This is a genomic window from Pseudonocardia sp. NPDC049154, from assembly GCF_040648315.1.
Lineage (GTDB): Bacteria > Actinomycetota > Actinomycetes > Mycobacteriales > Pseudonocardiaceae > Pseudonocardia.
This window is the reverse complement of record NZ_JBEZDN010000088.1, coordinates 1-16,894: the sequence shown is the minus strand read 5'-3', so window position 1 is coordinate 16,894 and position 16,894 is coordinate 1. Positions and strand designations below refer to the sequence as shown.

14 protein-coding genes are annotated in these 16,894 nt (G+C 67.8%); 4 read left to right on the top strand and 10 right to left on the bottom strand.

Going from position 1 to position 16,894, the window contains the following annotated elements; translation table 11 throughout:
• Positions 1–115: 115 nt before the first annotated feature.
• Complete coding sequence (locus AB0B41_RS30535; RefSeq protein ID WP_358209449.1) at positions 116–1,255, top strand: LLM class flavin-dependent oxidoreductase; 1,140 nt, start codon at positions 116–118, stop codon at positions 1,253–1,255.
• Between the two features lie 213 nt (positions 1,256–1,468).
• Positions 1,469–2,710 (top strand): IS1380 family transposase, encoded by a 1,242-nt coding sequence (locus tag AB0B41_RS30530; protein WP_358209447.1) that lies wholly within the window; start codon positions 1,469–1,471, stop codon positions 2,708–2,710.
• Between the two features lie 9 nt (positions 2,711–2,719).
• Here the strand turns inward: AB0B41_RS30530 and AB0B41_RS30525 are convergent, their stop codons facing one another.
• The 5 genes from AB0B41_RS30525 to AB0B41_RS30505 all read right to left on the bottom strand — a co-directional run bounded on the left by AB0B41_RS30525 (position 2,720) and on the right by AB0B41_RS30505 (position 6,428).
• Positions 2,720–2,926 carry a hypothetical protein gene (locus tag AB0B41_RS30525; protein WP_358209445.1) on the bottom strand — a complete coding sequence of 69 codons (207 nt, stop codon included), beginning with the start codon at positions 2,924–2,926 and terminating at the stop codon, positions 2,720–2,722.
• Positions 2,927–3,240: 314 nt separating this feature from the next.
• Entirely contained in the window at positions 3,241–3,693 is a 453-nt protein-coding gene (locus tag AB0B41_RS30520; protein ID WP_358209443.1) for a pyridoxamine 5'-phosphate oxidase family protein, read from the bottom strand.
• 801 nt (positions 3,694–4,494) lie between these two features.
• Entirely contained in the window at positions 4,495–5,337 is an 843-nt protein-coding gene (locus AB0B41_RS30515; protein WP_358209441.1) for a cupin domain-containing protein, read from the bottom strand.
• Positions 5,294–5,773 (bottom strand): nuclear transport factor 2 family protein, encoded by a 480-nt coding sequence (locus tag AB0B41_RS30510; RefSeq protein ID WP_358209439.1) that lies wholly within the window; start codon positions 5,771–5,773, stop codon positions 5,294–5,296. Before AB0B41_RS30510 ends, AB0B41_RS30515 begins: the two co-directional genes overlap by 44 nt.
• A 64-nt stretch (positions 5,774–5,837) precedes the next feature.
• On the bottom strand, positions 5,838–6,428 hold the full coding sequence (locus AB0B41_RS30505) for an antibiotic biosynthesis monooxygenase (protein ID WP_358209437.1): 591 nt from the start codon (positions 6,426–6,428) through the stop codon (positions 5,838–5,840).
• A 162-nt stretch (positions 6,429–6,590) separates the two neighbouring features.
• Here AB0B41_RS30505 and AB0B41_RS30500 point away from each other — a divergent pair, with 162 nt between their 5' ends.
• Positions 6,591–8,096, top strand: a complete 1,506-nt coding sequence (locus tag AB0B41_RS30500; RefSeq protein ID WP_358209435.1) for a PLP-dependent aminotransferase family protein — start codon at positions 6,591–6,593, stop codon at positions 8,094–8,096.
• Between the two features lie 521 nt (positions 8,097–8,617).
• Complete coding sequence (locus AB0B41_RS30495; RefSeq protein ID WP_358209433.1) at positions 8,618–10,057, top strand: IS1380 family transposase; 1,440 nt, start codon at positions 8,618–8,620, stop codon at positions 10,055–10,057.
• Positions 10,058–10,177: 120 nt separating this feature from the next.
• Here the strand turns inward: AB0B41_RS30495 and AB0B41_RS30490 are convergent, their stop codons facing one another.
• From AB0B41_RS30490 to AB0B41_RS30470, 5 genes are all read right to left on the bottom strand, one after another.
• A complete protein-coding gene (locus AB0B41_RS30490) occupies positions 10,178–10,588 on the bottom strand; it encodes a nuclear transport factor 2 family protein (protein WP_358209431.1) in 411 nt (136 codons plus the stop codon).
• Positions 10,589–10,973: 385 nt separating this feature from the next.
• Complete coding sequence (locus AB0B41_RS30485) at positions 10,974–12,731, bottom strand: CocE/NonD family hydrolase (protein WP_358209429.1); 1,758 nt, start codon at positions 12,729–12,731, stop codon at positions 10,974–10,976.
• Positions 12,732–12,789: 58 nt separating this feature from the next.
• A complete protein-coding gene (locus AB0B41_RS30480; RefSeq protein WP_358209427.1) occupies positions 12,790–13,671 on the bottom strand; it encodes an alpha/beta fold hydrolase in 882 nt (293 codons plus the stop codon).
• Between the two features lie 195 nt (positions 13,672–13,866).
• On the bottom strand, positions 13,867–14,829 hold the full coding sequence (locus tag AB0B41_RS30475; RefSeq protein ID WP_358209425.1) for a hypothetical protein: 963 nt from the start codon (positions 14,827–14,829) through the stop codon (positions 13,867–13,869).
• A 143-nt stretch (positions 14,830–14,972) separates the two neighbouring features.
• The gene (locus tag AB0B41_RS30470; RefSeq protein WP_358209423.1) at positions 14,973–16,463 is read right to left on the bottom strand and encodes an aldehyde dehydrogenase; all 1,491 of its coding nucleotides are present in this window, start codon (positions 16,461–16,463) and stop codon (positions 14,973–14,975) included.
• Between the last annotated feature and the right edge of the window lie 431 nt (positions 16,464–16,894).

The following is a 16,894-nucleotide window of genomic DNA, read 5'->3' as shown; positions in this document are numbered from 1 at the left end:
TGCGCGGATAGTCGGGCCTCCTCGCCGATCTCTACCTTGCTGCTCACAGCGATCCGCCGGTGCGCGACGTACCGCCCGGCACGCAAGCCCTGATCACCGACGATGGAGGACTGCTGTGACCTACCCCATGCACGAGGCGGACGGCCTGCTCGGCCATGACAAGTCGGTCAAGGAGAACCCGGTCTTCAACGACCAGAAGCTCAAGCTCGGCATCTTCGCCGCGAACTGCAGCGGCGGGGTCGTCATGAGCCACGAGCCGACCGGGTTCCGGGTCACCTGGGGCCAGCAGCTCGAGATCGCCCGCACCGCCGACCAGCTCGGCATGGAGGCGATGGTCCCGGTCGGTCGCTGGACCGGCTTCGGCGGCGAGACCAACTTCAACGGCGTCTGCTTCGAGACCTACACGTGGGCCGCCGGCCTCGCCCAGGCCACCGAGAACATCGGCATCTTCACCACCACTCACGTGCCGACCGTGCACCCCATCGTCGCGGCGAAGATGGCCACCACCATCGACCACATCTCCGGCGGTCGCTACGGGATGAACCTCGTGATGGGCTGGTTCAACCCCGAGATGGAGCTGTTCGGCCGCAAGCAGCTCGAGCACGACGAGCGCTACGAGTACGGCCAGGAGTGGATCGACTTCGCCATGGAGCTCTGGAACGAGAAGGAGGCCTTCGACCACGACGGCAAGTTCTTCCAGTCCAAGGGCGCCCACGCCTACCCCAAGCCGATCCAGGACCCCCGCCCCGCCCTGCTCAACGCCGGCGCCTCCCCGCGTGGCCAGGAGTTCTCGGCCAAGAACGTCGACATCAACCTGATCGCGCTGCCGACCGAGGAAGCGCCCGACTACATCAAGGGCATCAAGCGCCTCGCCAACGACAAGTACGAGCGCGACATCGACGTCTGGACCTACTGCCTCGTGATCTGCCGCGAGACCGAGAAGGAGGCCAAGGCCGCCCAGCAGGCCATCATCGACAACGGTGACTGGGCCGGAGCGAAGAACGTCATGGACGTCCTCGGCATCCAGTCCGGCTCCTTCGCGAGCCAGATCGAGAAGTACCAGGAGCGCTTCATCGCCGGCTGGGGCGGCCCCAACCTCGTCGGCACCCCCGAGCAGGTCGCCGAGCAGTTCGCCGAGCTGTCCGAGGCCGGCATGGGCGGCGCGATCTTCGGCTTCCACGACTACGCCACCGAACTCAAGGAGTTCGGCGACGAGGTCATGCCCCAGATGCGCAAGATCGGCATCCGCCACTGACCGATCTGAGATCAGGGGTGCTGACACAATCAGCGCCCCATGAACGCCGAGGCGGCTCCCACCGGAGCCGCCTCGGCGTCATCCGAGAGCAGGAACCTACGGTATCGGCGCCGACGACTTGAAGGTCAGGACCCTGTCACCTGAGCCTGAATCCACCGCTGGAAAGTGCTGGTGAGAGTGGGTCGTAACACGCGGATGCCCTTCTGACCTGGGATGATAGGACTTGCTGAGGGTCCTTGTGGCACCGGAGAGAAGGGCATCCGCTGGATGCGACTATCCCACGCCCGGCGCGCGGTGAGCGCGCGGTTCGACGATCCGAATCTCGTGTCGTGCGCCGGGCTGGTTCCGGTGCTGGAGTTGGCGGCCCGTTGCGGGCTGGCGGAGCTGATCACCGCGCGGTTGTCGGTGTCCGGGAAGGGAAGTGCGCACCCCGCGGCGAAGATCATCGCGTTGGTCGCGGGGATGGTCGCGGGGGCGGACTCGATCTCGGATATGGATCTGTTGCGCCACGGCGGGATGCGCCGACTGATCACCGGCGTACGGGCCCCGTCCACGCTGGGCACGTTCCTGCGGCTGTTCCGGTTCGGCCACGTCCGCCAGCTCGATGCCGTCGCGGCCGGGCTCTTGGCCCGCCTGGCCACGACCACCCCGGTGCTGGCCGGCGCCGGGCAGGTGGCGTTCGTCGACCTCGACGACACCGTGCGCCAGACCTTCGGCTACGCCAAGCAGGGCGTCGGGCGCGGCTATACCGGTGTGGCCGGGCTGAACGCCCTGCTGGCGACTGTGTGCACCCCGCGCTCGGCACCGGTGATCGCCGGGACCCGGCTGCGCAAGGGCGCCACGAACTCGGTGCGTGGCGCGGCGAAGCTGCTCGCCGACACCCTGGCCACCGCCCGCCGGGCCGGCGCGAGCGGGCTGGTGCTGGTGCGGGCGGACTCGGCGTTCTACGGCTACGACATCGTCGCGGCCTGCCGCCGCGCCGGCGCCCGTTTCTCGATCACCGCGCGGCAGACCCCGGCGGTCAGCCGGGCGATCGCCGCGATCGACGAGACGGCGTGGACCCCGATCCGCTACCGCCACGCCCTCTACGACACCGACGAGCAGCGCTGGGTCTCCGACGCCGAGGTCGCCGAGTTCAGCTTCACTGCGTTCACCGGCCGCCGCCAAGCCGAGCAGATCACCGCCCGGCTGATCGTGCGCCGGGTCCGTCGTCTCAACCCGGCCCGCCGCGGCCCCGGCGCGGCGCAGCTGGCCGGACAGCTCAGCGGGCAGGTCCTGGGCCCACACCGTCGACGCCGCCGCGATCCCCGATTGCCGGCGAGGCGGGGGTCCGCGGCCGGCCGGATGCGAGAGGCAGCTGGCCCGGTCGCGGACGTGCCGCTGAGCGGCTCGGGACCCCGGGCCCACGTCGATGATGCCCAGAGGCCTGCCGCCGCGGCGGTGGACGGGCCTTGAAGGTTCGGTTCAGTTGTCGTCGTGGCGTCGGTAGACCCAGTGTCCGTCGAACTGCTCGCCGGTCAGGGCGTAGGTTCCCGGGCGGACCGTCGTGTCCCCGGTCATGGCCAGGTAGACCAGTGTCGCAGGTGGCCGGTTGTGGTCCATGCCTCGGTAGACCTGGCCCCGTCCTTCCTCGGTCTGCGGGTCCACGAACAGCGCGTGGAGGTCCAGCATCAGCCGGCTCCTTCGTCGAGGCCCTCGAAGCGATGGCACCACAGGGTCAGCAGGCTGCTCACAACCCCGCATCATCAGCGGACGAGTGGGAGCGCGCTGCGGCGCTGCGACCAAGGTCATGCGGCCCGTTGGAGCTTGCCGGGTGTGGCTGCGCCGGAATGCCGAGGGTGGCTGGGCAGGACCGGTGGCGCCGGTGTGCTGCGCGGGGAGGTGCCTGCCACCGGCGGCGACCCCTCGCGGCCGATAGCAGGCAAGCGGGGCGTACCCGATATGGCCCCGCGGAAGCACCGGGCCCGGAGCAGCCCCCGGTGTCGTCACGTGAATGTCAGTCTGCCGTGCAGGATCCGAAGGGGGATCGAGATGGCGTGCGCCGTGTCGCAGGTGGCCCACCACGGCGACAGTGTCTGCTGGAGCCTGTGCAGTCGTCCCGGCTCAGCGATCTCGTAGGCCTCACCGACCCCCGTAGACGCTCCACCCGGTGCGGGCCCCAGGTCGATGTCATCGACCTGAAACGCCACGACCGTCCCCAGCACGGCCGCAGCAAGCGTACCCCCGCGAGGGGTGCGGAACACGCTCTCCTCCCCGTCGAGCACGTTGTGCACCGGGTGCGCGGCGGGCAGGCTCTGGCGGGTGACGACGACCCGGCCGACGCCTTCACCGGCGAGACGGGTCAGGCACTCGGTACGCCCGAGCGCGACGAGCTTCGGCTGCGGGTTGATGACGGTCGCCTCCTGGCCGGGCAGATGATCACGGGCACGGTAGGTCAAGCAGCGAGAGGATCTTAGGTCCCGACCGGGACGCCGAGCTCGGGAATGCCGTACGGGTTTGTTCGTGGGGCCGAGTGGGCGTTACGCCGCGGGCCGCGTTGACCATCGACGCCGCTGGTGAGCTGCTTGTAGTGTCCATTGTGGCTGGCCCGCGGAGTGTGACCCCTTCCCCCGCGGGCCAGCCCCCTCCGGCCGTCGAACCTGCCCTTGACCGCTTGACCCCTGCCGCTTCGCAGCACCCCGAGCCGGTGTTGCGGTCCTCGATCGCCGAGAATCGCCGCCTGCTGCCGCAGCTCTTCCCTGAGCGCACCTTGGACTGCCGAACACGACGTGCACGCCCTCCCGGCGCGCCGGGGGAAGCGGCCGATGGACAGCGCGACCAGAACGGACACCAGCGGGTACGCGGCCCGCCGCCACGTCGAGGGCTCCCACGCGCTCCGGAGCACCAACCCGGCGCCCGGGCGGCGGACGCGCCCCAGCGCCTGTCCCAGGGCGACCTCCCAGTGGTCGACCCGCTCGGTTCGGAAGGTTGCTCGGACCCCGGAGATCAGCGATTCCTGAGGTCCCCCATGTGCGCGCGAGTTCAGGAGCGCCCTCCAGGTGAAGAAGGCTTTCGGGCTCTATCCGTGCCCAGAGGTCGACACGGCCGGAAGGCAGGTGGTGTCCCACGCTGCTGACACGCTGTTGTTGATTGAGACGATCGCGAAGGTTGGGCTCGACCGACCACAACACCCGCGGTCGGGGCGGCAGAGCGGCGGCCGGTCGGCCGAGCCTGAGCACCCCGACCGACCGCGCGACGGGTCAGGACGCCGGCGCCGCCGCGTTGGTGATCACGAAGAACTTCTTCACGAACGGGGCGAGCGAGGTCCAGCGGACCGGTCTGCCGGTCGGCAGACAGACCACGTCGCCGGCCTGGATGTCCCATTCCTGCCCGGTCTCTTCATCGAGCAGGTGAGCGCGGCCCTCGAGGATCAGCATGGTCTCGTCCCCGAGCGGCGCGGTGTAAGGGACGGTCGAGGTGCCGTCGGGCTCACAGCCGGCGATGCCGACCCCGGTGCGCCACAGCCCGCACAGGTAGGTCCCGGTGGAGCCGGTGTCGCGGATGGTGAACAGCTCCCCGCACACCTGCGGGCCCTGGCCGGGCTCGGTCCACTCGTAGGGGGTCCACACCTGCGGGTCGTCGTTGATGTTCGCGACGAACAGGTGGTCCTGCGGGGTGGCGGCCTCGGGGCTGTCCCACATCACCCAGAACTTCTTCAGGAACGGCTCGCGGATCTCCCAGTGCAGGTCCACGTTCTTGGGGTGGCTCAGGATCGTGCCCGCCGCGATCTCGTGCTTGACCCCGGTCGCCACCTCGGTGATCTCCGCGGATCCCTCGAGGATGACCATGGTCTCGTCACCGAGCGGGGCGGTGTAGTCCACGATGCAGGACCCGTCGGGCTCACAGCCTGCGATCTGGTGGCCGGTCCGCCACAGACCCGCCATCAGGGTGCCGGAGGTTCCCTCCGGGCGGATCACGACGACCTCACCCTTGCTTTGGGGGCCGTACTTCGGGTCCACCCAGTCGAACGGGGCCCAGTCTGCGGGCGGAGGGTTGAGGTTACGGTTGCCGATGTTGATCGCGCCGACTGCCGATGTGGTCATGCTGCTCTCCTGGAATGTTGGATCGGTAGGGTTGAGAACTTCCGGCTGCGGTTGTCGAGGCGTCGAGGTCTGTCTCGGCCGTCGAGGTGGAGGCGATCTCCCATGTGCTGAGCAGGCCGTCGCGCAGCGTCCAGAACTCGGTGCCCTCGCTGTGCATGGGCTTGTCGGTCGTCGTGTCGGTCCATCGGTCGCGCCAGTCGACGGCGAGGGCGTCGCCGTCGACCGCGCGGAGGCGCTTGTCGAGACGCTGGTCGGCCCGTTCAGCGAACCGGTCCTCGAGGAACTCCTTGATCTGGTTCCGGCCACGGAGAACGGTGGTCGAGCCGAACCGGATCTCGGCGTCCTCGGTGAAGCCCTGGAGGATCAGGTCGATCCGGCCCGAGGCGAAGGTGAGGACCACCCCGTCGACGATCCCCGAGGCCAGCTCGGGGGTCATCCTCGTGCGCCACCGAGAACCCCGGCCCGCCACCACGGGTCCCGTCACCGTGCGCTCCGCGGGCTCAGGCGTCGACGGGTTGCCGGTGGTCTGCGACCGGTGCGCTCCCGTTGGTGGCCGCGGCCGTGTCCGGTGCGGGGGTGTGGTCGAGCTGGTCGAGGGGGACGTCCTTGAACACCGCGAAGCTGGACGGCTGCTCGGACAGGTACGGGAAGTGGAACCCGCAGTTCGGGCACTGCTCACGCAGGACGGCCTGCTCCTGAGCCAGCTCGTAGACCTTGTCCTGCAACTCCCCACAGGTCGGACAGATGCGCAGCAGACGCGTTCCCACCAACTCGAAGTTGGTGATGATGTCCTCCATGATGGCGCCGTTGGCGGCCCAGGCCTTCGCGTGCTTGTGATAGGTGTCGGTGTGCCAGTCGTAGAGCGCCTTCTTGCTCGTCCAGAAGCTGCACTCGTTGAACCAGCCCGGGTCGTCAGGGTGCTCCCACCAGGTCAGGTGCAGGAAGCCGGGCAGCTTCATGAGGTGGTGTCGGGTGTCTCCGAAGACGACCTTGAACTTCTCGTAGGCGTCGGGACTGGAGAACCGCACGCGTTGCATGCTCAGGTAGATCGGCACGAGCACCTCTTCCTCGGGTGGGATCCGGGCGATCATCGGGATCGAGCGGCAGATCGCGAGTACCTCATTGGGGCGGCATCGTCGCGATTCGCCGACGATCCGAGTAGGTCTATCCTGGCCCCGCGACCTGTTGGCTCCAGAGATTAGCGGAGGCCAGGCGGTCCACCAGAGCCAATTCGCGAGCGTTGTGGGGACCACGTGACATCTGCACGCAACACGAACGACCCCACCCGCGGCGGTCCCGGCTCCTCGCGGACGAAAGCCGCACCCGCGTACAAGACGCTCTACGAGCAGCTCCGGACGAGCATCCTGACAGGCCAGCTACCCGCGGGTACCCGCCTGCCGCCCAGCCGGAGCCTGGCGACGGAGACCGGCATGTCCCGCAACACCGTGCTCGCGGCCTTCGGGCAACTGCAGGCCGAGGGGTACATCACCGGCCGGCAAGGCTCCGGCACCTACGTCGCGTCGGTCCTGCCCGAGCAGGCCCTCCGCTCGGTCACCGCGAAGCCCGCCGCCGCATCGACGTCGACCGGCCACGTGAACCTCTCGGTGCGAGGAAGGCGGCTCGCCGCGGCCCGCCGCGTCCCGCTGCCATCGGTCCTGGGCCGTAGGCCGCACGGCACGGCGTTCCTCATCGGGCTCCCGGCACTCGACGCGTTCCCCTTTGACACCTGGGCCAAGCTCCACCGCGAGCGGTTCCGCAAATCCGGGCCGCAGCTGATGCGCTACGACGACCCCGCGGGCTACCGGCCGCTGCGCGAGGCCGTCGCCGCGCACATCAGCACCGCCCGCGGCATCCACTGCACCCCTGACCAGGTCATCATCACCACGGGCTCGCAGCAGGCGCTCGAGTTCTGCGCCCGCATCCTGCTCGACCCCGGCGACCCCGCCTGGCTCGAGGACCCGGGCTACCTGGGGGCCCGCGCCGCATTGATCTCAGCGGGCGCGCGGATCGTCCCGGTGCCCGTCGACCGGCACGGTCTCGACGTCGGCGCCGGCGTCGCGCTCGAGCCCGCCGCCCGGCTCGCCGCGGTCACCCCGTCCCACCAGTTCCCACTCGGCCACACCATGTCGCTCGAACGCAGGCTCGCCCTGATCGACTGGGCTGGGAACAACAACGCCTGGGTCATCGAGGACGACTACGACGCCGAGTTCCGCTACCACGGCAAGCCGCACGCCGCGCTGATGGCCATCGACACCCGGCGACGGGTGATCTACGTCGGCACCTTTAGCAAGGTGCTGTTCCCCGGTCTGCGGCTCGGCTACATCATCGCGCCGCCGGACCTGGTCGACGGCTTCCTCGCCGCACACCTGAGCACCGACATGCACGCGCACCTCGTCGACCAGGCCGTCGTCGCCGACTTCATCGAGCACGGCCACCTCACCCGTCACCTGCGCCGCATGCGAGTACTGCACCGGGAACGCCAGTTCGAACTGATCCGGCGCGTGGAGCCGCTCGGCGACCAGATCCGGCTCGAGCCGTCTGACGGCGGGCTACACCTCGTCGGTTGGCTCCCGCAGCAACGCGACGACCGAGCCGTCGCCCGGGCCGCCCTGCGGCAGGGTGTCCACATCTGGCCGCTGTCGACCCACTACCTGCGACCCGAGAGCAAATCGGCGCTGCTGCTCGGCTACGCGGGCACCACCACGGCCGACATGGCCCGCGGCGTTGAGGTCCTGGCCAAAGCCCTGCAGGCCGGGTGAGATGACCTGCCTCGGGCGCTCACCACGGTGGCCGCTCGCCCCAAAGGGCTGACAGCGCCATCGCCCGTGCCAGCAGCGTCCGGGCCGACGGTCCCGCCCCCCAGGCCCGCCAGCCCCCGCCGAGGAGGTCGAGCCCACGCAGCTCTGCCACCATCCAGGTTCAGCTTCGACCTGTAGTCCGCGAGTCGGTCAACGGACGCCCCTCCGAGTCCGCAACCGAGACCCGTCGTCCCTGCGGAGATCAGCTGCCGCATCCCGGACACGATGTCCCAGGCCTTAGCCCGGGTTCTTCATGACGGGCTGGGCGGTGGGTGACCCCCGAGAGAAGAAAGTGCCTCTCGACCAGGTAGGACAGGGCTTGCTGAGGGCCATGTCCGCCGGGGTCGAGGAGGCACTTTCCGAGTGCAGGCTACAACCACCCGTCCGAGGATCATCGTGACCGCCGACGGGGCTGGCGTGGTGTCCCATGCCGGGTCCGGCTGCTGGCCGATGTCGCGGACCGCACCACGCTGACCGGCGAGTTGTCCCAGGCACTGGACGGACTGCGACCTCCGCGGGCCCGCCATGATCCCGGGCGAGTGCTGGTGGATCTCGCCGTCGCGGTCGCCGACGGCGCCACCACGATCTCCGAGATCGCAGTCCTGGGCGACCAGGCCGAGCTGTTCGGAGCGGTCGCGTCGGACTCGACGTGCTGGCGGCTGCTCGACCGCCTCGACGAGGCCGCGCTCGCGCGGGTGGCGGCAGCTCGAGCCAGGACTCGTGAGCTCGTCTGGGACCAGAAGGCCGAGCGCCACGGGCGGGCGTTCCCACCGGTCACAGTGGCCGGACAGGACCTCGACGTGCTGGTCATCGATCTGGACGCGTCGATCGTGATCTGCCATTCGGAGAAGGAGCAGGCCGCGCCGACGTTCAAGCGGACCTTCGGTTACCACCCACTGATGGCGTTCTGCGACAACACCTCCGAGTTCCTGGGGGGCGTCCTGCGCCGCGGCAACGCGGGCGCGAACACCGCCGCAGACACATCACCGTGCTCGACCAGGCCCTGGCTCAGATCCCCGACCAGCACCGTCACGGCCGCAAGGTCCTGGTCCGCGCGGACACCGCCGGCTGCACGAGAGCGTTCCTGGCCCCACGTCCGCGACCAGCAGGACAAGGCGGTGGCGACGGAGTTCTCCGTCGGCTGGGCCATCACCGACCGCGAACGCGCCGCGATCGCTGCGGTCCCGCACAAGGTGTGGGCTGATGCGGTCGACGCCGACGGAAGCCACCGTGACGGCGCCGGACTGGCCGAGCTCACCGGGCTGCTGTCCGCCGCCTCGCTGGCGGGCTACCCGCCGGGGACGCGGGTGATCGTCCGCCGGGAACGCCCACACCCGGGCGCTCAGCTGGACCTGATGGAGACTCGGGACGGCTGGCGCTACACCCGCTTCGCCACCGACACCGTCGCCGGGCAGCTGGCCTTCCTCGACGCCCGCCACCGCGCGCACGCCCGGGTCGAGGACCGCATCCGCACCGCGAAGGACACCGGGCTGAACCACTTCCCGTCCCGGACCTTCGCGATCAACTCGGCGTGGTTGACCGTCGTGATGCTCGCGGTCGACCTGCTCTCCTGGACGCAGCACCTGCTCCTCGACGGGCACCTCGCCAATGCCGAGCCGAAGACGCTGCGCTACCGACTGCTGCACGTCGCGGGCCGGATCACCCGAGGTCAACGACGCACCTTCGCCCGCATCCAGCAGCCTTGGCCCTGGGCCCGACAGCTCGCGGCCGCGTTCGCTCAGCTCCGCGCCCTGGGACACAACTGCCCTGCTGCCCGTCCCCTCAGGCTGAACCAACCTCACGGCCGGCACGAGCGGCATGGAACACCCGACGGAAACGGCAGGCCGGACGATCCCGCACGCCCGACCCAGAAACCCGAGACGATCATGCGAGACGGATCAACTACTGCTCGTCGTGAATAACCGGGGCTAGTGGGGAAGGTAAGTCGACGTCGGCGTCGCGCAATCGTGTTTGCGTCCGCACGTGACGAACGACGAACCTACCCCGCGCGGCCAGGATCAAGACGGGGACGACCTCAGTGATCAGATCATGTCATTGCCACTCGCGGTGAACGGCGGAATCCGCTGGATGACGTCCCAGTGCTCAATCAGCTTGCCGCCCTCGATTCTGAAAATGTCGATGACGACGTGCCGCAACGACGCCGGATCCACTGGGTTGGGCTCGTCGGGCCAGTGAAGTCCCGTGGTCTCGGCCTGCACCCAGACGAGGTCGTCCTGAGCGGCCATCCTGTGGATCTTGAGCGTGAACCCCTTACACATCGCGGCGGTGCGACCGAACTCGAGTAACCCGGCTCGCCCGTTTACCAGGCGCGGGTTGTGTTGGGTGTAGTTCTCCGCATCGCAGTACTTGTCGAATGCGATCTCCGGCCCACTGCTCATCAGCGTGTCGTAGAACCCCTGCACCAGCTTCTTGTTGTCGTCCGTCGAACTCATAACGCTACCTCTCATTGATGAGGCTTCACCGTCTCCACGACGAAGCCTCCTAACGGATTACAAGAACAAGACCGACCACTGATCGCCGACCTCCAGCATCCCTTCAGAGTTCGCTCCGAGGTCCAAGGTCTCCACCAGGAAGATCGTGTCGTACGCTGCCGTCGGACCAACTGTTGGCTGGAGGCGTTAGCGTTGCTCAACAGCTGTTCTACCCGAATCGGCCGAGCTTCCGGCCTCCTGGTTTTTGGCCGCGCACGTCGTTGGTTGCTGGTTCGGTCGCGTGGATCTGCCCCTCCGGGCGGCGAGAAGATCACCTCCCCGCCGCCCTGTCAGGAACACGGCTTACACACTTCGACCGAAGCTCACCCAGCCAGCCACCGCTCCATCAGCGCGGATTGTTGACGACTGGCACCTTCAGGTACGAGACGTGCTCCGGTCCGGTATGGATGACGTGGTTGCCACTGTTCTCCGCACGCGGCGTTTCAGCGGCCAGACGGGCCCCGAGCACGGCCTCGTCCTGCGGAGCATGTGCGTCCACGCCGGTGCCGCGGACGTTGTATCCGGCCACGGTCAGCCGCAGTTGCTGTCCTGCCTGCACGAAGTACGATCTGGGCGTGAGGCCGATGTCGACCGGAACGATCTCTCCCGGGGACAGCTTCTGGTGACGGCGGAACGCTTGTACAGGCCCGAAGTCGGTCGACAGCTGGGGGTCCAGCTCACGCAGCGACACTCGCAGCCGCCCGGGTGCACCGGGCGGCGAGATGGGGTAGGTGTCGGCGAAGTGCCGGTGCGGAGCGAGCAGGTTGCCGTCGGCGTCGAGCTTCTCGACGAGCAGGAACAGGTCCATGTCGTCGGCGCCTTGCGCCTCGACCCACAACCGCGCGGACATGTACCCGAGCAAGGTGATGTCCTGGTCGAACTTGATCGTGAACGTCACGGCTCCGCCTGCGCCGGGGTAGGTCGCCGACGACTCCTCCACGGGGAGGGCTGTCGACAAGCTGTGATCGGCAGCGTTCAGATACAGCTCCTGGTAACGCGTCTCGGGCACTGGCCACTGGGTGAACGGCACGTCGACGAAGTCCTCACCGCCGGCGTTGATGATCGACGCCCGAACCCTCGGCGTGGTTTCCCACCCGTTGTCGACGCCCTTCAGATAACGATCGAAGAACCGCAACACATCCTCTTGGTAGTGCTGGGTGTACTGGTCGTTCCATTCATGGGTGTTGTTGATCCGGAACCACTTCTCGGCTGAGCCCAGGCGTCGAAACGCTTCGGAGGCACCGAACGAGTGGAGCCCTGTGACCCCGTCCATGACGACGTAGGCGGGGACCGTGACCTTCGAGAGGTCGGGGATCTTGTCCTCCCAGTACTCGTTCAGCAGCGGCTCCCGGATGCTCATGTCGCCGATCCGCTCGATGGAGCCGTTGTCGCCGGGAACCATGAAGGGAAGGAAGTCAAAGAAGCCGGGGTCGGGGATCCCTCCCCACACCATGTGACTGCGGTATGCGTCATAGAAGCCGTTCCAGGGCGCGATCGCGGCAAGATGCGGGGGGCGTGTCGCTGCGATGCCCCACTGCGAGATCGCCAGCCACGAGGCACCGTAGAGGGCGACCTTTCCGTTGCTCCACGGCTGCTCGGCCGCCCATTCCACGACGTCGTAGCCGTCGTGGGACTCGACCGAGCCCCAGAAGTGGATGTCGCCCTCGGACTTGCCGACCCCGCGTGCATCCGGATTGACCAGCGCGTACCCGTGATCGAGCCAGAACGCGGCATCCGCGCCTTCGAACTTCCCCAGGCCCGAGAAGTTCTCCCGTGGCACACCCCATGGCGGCGCAGGGAATGCAGGCAGCGACTTGCCGTACGGGCTCCAGTTGACCAGGGCAGGCAGGTTGCCATCTTGATCTGCCGGACGCAGCACGTCAGTGTAGATCACCACACCATCGCGCAGGGTCACCGGAATGTCGCGCTCCCAGACGACGTCACACGGCAGCGGCTTTCCTCCCGGGATGAACACCGTCCCGGCCTTCACCTGCGTCGTCTCACGACCGACCTGATAACCCTCGGGGAGTGGAGCGGAGGGCCCGAACTCGACCTTCCATTCCGCCGGATATGCCGACGGCCTTTCCTTGTCCTGAGCGTTCATCTCGCCTACTTTCTTGTACTTCTTCTTCGGGAAAGCCGTTTGGGACGTGGTGCGCCGTTCATGAGCCGAGCTTGGTGATCCACTCGATGATCGGTTGGACTGTTTCGTGCGCGTTCTTCTCGAAGATGAGGCCATGACCGTTGCCGGCAATTCCCCACTTCTGCAGGTCGACCCATGTCGCCTTCGCCCCTGCTGTGCTGAGGAAGTCGACGGTCGCGGGTGCCCAGTCCCTGAACGGTGAGGCGCTGCCTGTGAACACCGCCATGGGTTTGTCCGCGAAGGACGGGATCCTCAAGTCTGCGGGTTGGGCATCGCGGACTTCGTCGGCCCGCTCGAACTGGCGTGCAAATGTGATGGGGGCGGTCGTCAGTCCCCACTCGAGCGAGCCGATCGGGAAGGTGGCAAAGGGTGGGCCCATGGGCTCGATGGCCGCGACCCCCACCACATTAGCCGGAGTCCGGTCGGTCACCAGCCATCCAGCAGGTCCTCCTGCGGAGTGCGTCACCAGGACGGACGGCCCGATGCGGTGAAGCAGCGAAACCAGGCGGGCCGCGTCGAGCTGCTGTGAGGCCGCCAGGTCAGCAGGCAGAGGGCCGAAGCCGGCCACCAGGTGATCCAGCTCGGGACTACCACTCCCGCGGCCGAACGGCCACTGGGTCTGCTCCGCCGTCCGGTCGGGCGGCGCGAAGAGGCCGACTGCGGCTTCGTACGGGAAGACACTTCCCATGGGTCCAATGAGGTCCGGGTGGTACGGCGAGCGTCCCAGTCCAGGACGGTCAACGACGTAGGTGGCGAAGCCAGCTGCAACGAAGTGGGCCGCCCATCCGGGCTTCTCGTCGACGGTCGTGAGCCACTCGGAGCCCTGGCCGCCGCCGCCGTGCACGAGGACCAGAGGGAAAGGCCGGGTGACGACCTCGGGTGCCTCCCACTCGACGTACATGGGGCCGAGCTGGACGGTCCCATAGGCAGACGACGTGATCTCGCCCGGGATCCAGAAGCGCCCGCGCCTCGAGGTCACGAGTGGGGCATCTGCCAAGTGGGGTGCGCGCCGAGCTGACATCGAGTCCTTTCCAGACATGGGTGGGAGCAAACGGAGCGACCCGGGCGGCGCCAAGGCGTAGGCTCGGGAGCCCGGCTACCCTTCGGCCTTGGCGACCTGGTCGGGATCGACCATCCCGAAGCCCATCGGGCATCCGGACGAGGTGCCGTCTTTCGAAGGGGCGCCGGCGCCGACGGAGGCACGCATGATCGGGGGCAACGTCTCGCCGCGTTCGGCTGCCACGCGCAGCATCTTCTCGACCATGGATTCCTTGGGTGACGGCATGAGCTTCATGCCGACCATGACGGCACGCATGTAGCTCTTGGATGCCTCTCGCCAGAACCAGGTGGGCCGGTCGATGCCGTTGCACTCGAACTGCCCGTCGTGCCAGAACGTGGTGACCAGCGCACGGGCGAGTGGGCGAGGCAGACGCTTGTGGCGCTCCGCCCACTTGTCGAGCACCGCGTTGGCACACGCCGTCGAGTTCGCGTCGGGAGCCCACGGCTGCGACTCGTACTCGTGGATGAAGTCGATGAAGTCCTCGAAGGTCTCCAGCCGTGGCATGACCTCGCTCAGGGGGCGACCGTCGATGTAGGTGAACGACTCGGTGAGCTTGCGCCCCCAGATGGCTCGCGCCTCCTTCTCCTTGTCGTCCATCTCGGGCAGGCCCAGGTATTCGCGCGCGAGGACGGCGATCCCGGCCACCTCCCAGGCGATGACGTAGGCCCAGAGCGGCAGGTCGTCGAACGCGGAGGGGTAGATCTTCTGATACTTGTCGTGCAGCGCGTTGATAATGCCGACCGAGCGCTTGGTCTGCGGCGACTCGGGACCCCACTCGTTCCACACCAGGAAGTGGTGCGATGTGTCGTCGAATCGATTGTCGGCCCTGTTGAGCAGCTTGCCCATGCCCTCGCGGGTGATGGCCTTCGAGCTGTGGCCGGTGGTCGCGCGGCACATGATGTGGGTGAAGGCCCAGTCGACGAAGAAGTCGCTGACATGGAACAACGTCGTCAGCTTGACGATCTCCGTGTAGTCCCGCTGGGGGTCGAGCGTCTTCACGCGACTCTTGATCCAGCGAGGGCCAGTTCGAACCTCAGCAGGCGGATTGAGCTCGGGCGCGGTAAGTGTCATTTCTGTGTCCTTTCAACAACTTTTGCCAGCGCGATGCGCACGATGCGGGGTGGACGGGCCGCACCTGCTGCCTAGATCGGGTAGTGCCGGTCCCCGGTCTGGATGGTGATCCACCGCAGCTCCGTGAACTCCTCCAGCGCAGCCCTGGACCCGAATCTGCCCCAGCCGCTGGCGCCGACACCGCCGAAGGGCATCTGGGGCTCGTCGTGGACAGTGGGCCCGTTGATGTGGCATATGCCAGAACGGATCCGCTGTGCCACCTGAATCCCGGTGCTCGCGTTCTCCGTGAAGACTGCGGCGGCGAGTCCGTACTCCGAGTCGTTGGCGCTCTCCACTGCGGCGTCGGTGCCGTCGACCTCGATGATGCCGACGACCGGGCCGAAGGACTCCTCGGTGTAGATGCGCATGTCCTTCGTGACGCCTCGCAGCACGGTGGCCTCCAGGTAGAGACCGTCGTGCGCGCCGCCGCAGAGGACCTGCGCCCCTTTGGCCTTCGCGTCCTCGATGAGACTGACCACGTGGTCTCGAGCACCCGCATGGACCACCGGTCCCAGCTGAGACGATGGGTCGCTCGGGGCACCGACGGTGAGGCGTGCGGCGCGCGCCACGAGCTTGTCGGCGAAGGTGTCTGCGACTGCGGAGTCCACGATCAAGCGCTCGGTGGACATGCAGATCTCGCCCTGGTTCATGAAAGCACCGAAGTTCGCGGCCGCCGCAGCCTTGTCCAGGTCTGCGTCGGCCAGAACCAGCAGCGGAGCCTTGCCACCGAGCTCGAGGACGACTCGTTTGAGGTGCCGCCCAGCAACCTCCGCGATGATCCGTCCGACCTTGGTCGAACCGGTGAAGTTCACCCGAGCCGTACTCGGATGAGAGATCAGGGCCTCGACGACCAGCGCGGCATCCTCCGGCGCGTTGGATATCAGGTTGATCGCGCCGGCCGGGACGCCGGCGTCCACGAACGTCTTGATGATCATGGCCTGCGTCAGCGGCGCCTGCTCCGACGCCTTGAGCACCACCGTGTTGCCGAAGGCGAGCGGCATCACGACCGCGCGGACGCCGAGGATCAGTGGCGCGTTCCAGGGCGCGATACCGATCACGACCCCGGCGGGCTGACGAACACCCATGGCCAACAGCCCAGGCATGTCGGACGGGATCGTGTCGCCGACCATCGAGTAGGTCTGAGCAGCCGCCTCCTGCACCATCCCGGTCGCGACGTGAACGTTGAACCGGGCCCACGGAGCCGTGGCGCCCATCTCCCGCCCCATCAACGGGACGATGTCCTTGGCCCGCTCCTCCAACAAGGCGGCGGCACGCTGCAGAATCGCGCGGCGCTCGCCGGGGGACACCGCGGCCCACTCCGGTAGAGCCGCAGCCGCAGCCCCGACCGCACGCCGAGCGTCGTCGGCGGACGCCGCGGCGATGTTGGCGATCGGCTCGTCGGTGATCGCCTCAGTCGTCGTGAAGTACCGGCCGCCCTGCGCGGCCGTCGCCAGACCACCTATGAAGAGCTCGGAGCTGACGATGTCCTCGCGGGCCACCGAGTCAGACGTGATCGATGGCATGTGGCGTCCTCTCGTGCTGCGATGCATGGGGTCGAGATGAGCGTGTCCGAGGTCACCAGGGGCATCAAGGTGGGCGCTCATTGAATGAACTTGTCGGCCTCGCGGAGCTGCCGAACACCCACAGCCGGCTGGTCTCGCGCACACACATTCGCGGTTGCCATCAACAAACCTCGCCCGCCGGGTCCTGGTCGATGAATGGTCACCGGCCTTCCGCCGCCGTCGTCTCGTGGCAAGCATCACCCGGACGCAGTGACCACTCGAGCGCCCCACGGAGCCAGTCGATGGACTTGCCGCGTCCCGCCGGAGCTTTCAACGGAGAGAAGACCAAGCATGACCTGAGCTTGGCCCCCTGCGCCGGACACTGACGGTGTGGGGTCAGTGATCGTGGTCAGGCGGGGTGTGGGCTGCTTCGTAGTCCACGGGGGACAGCA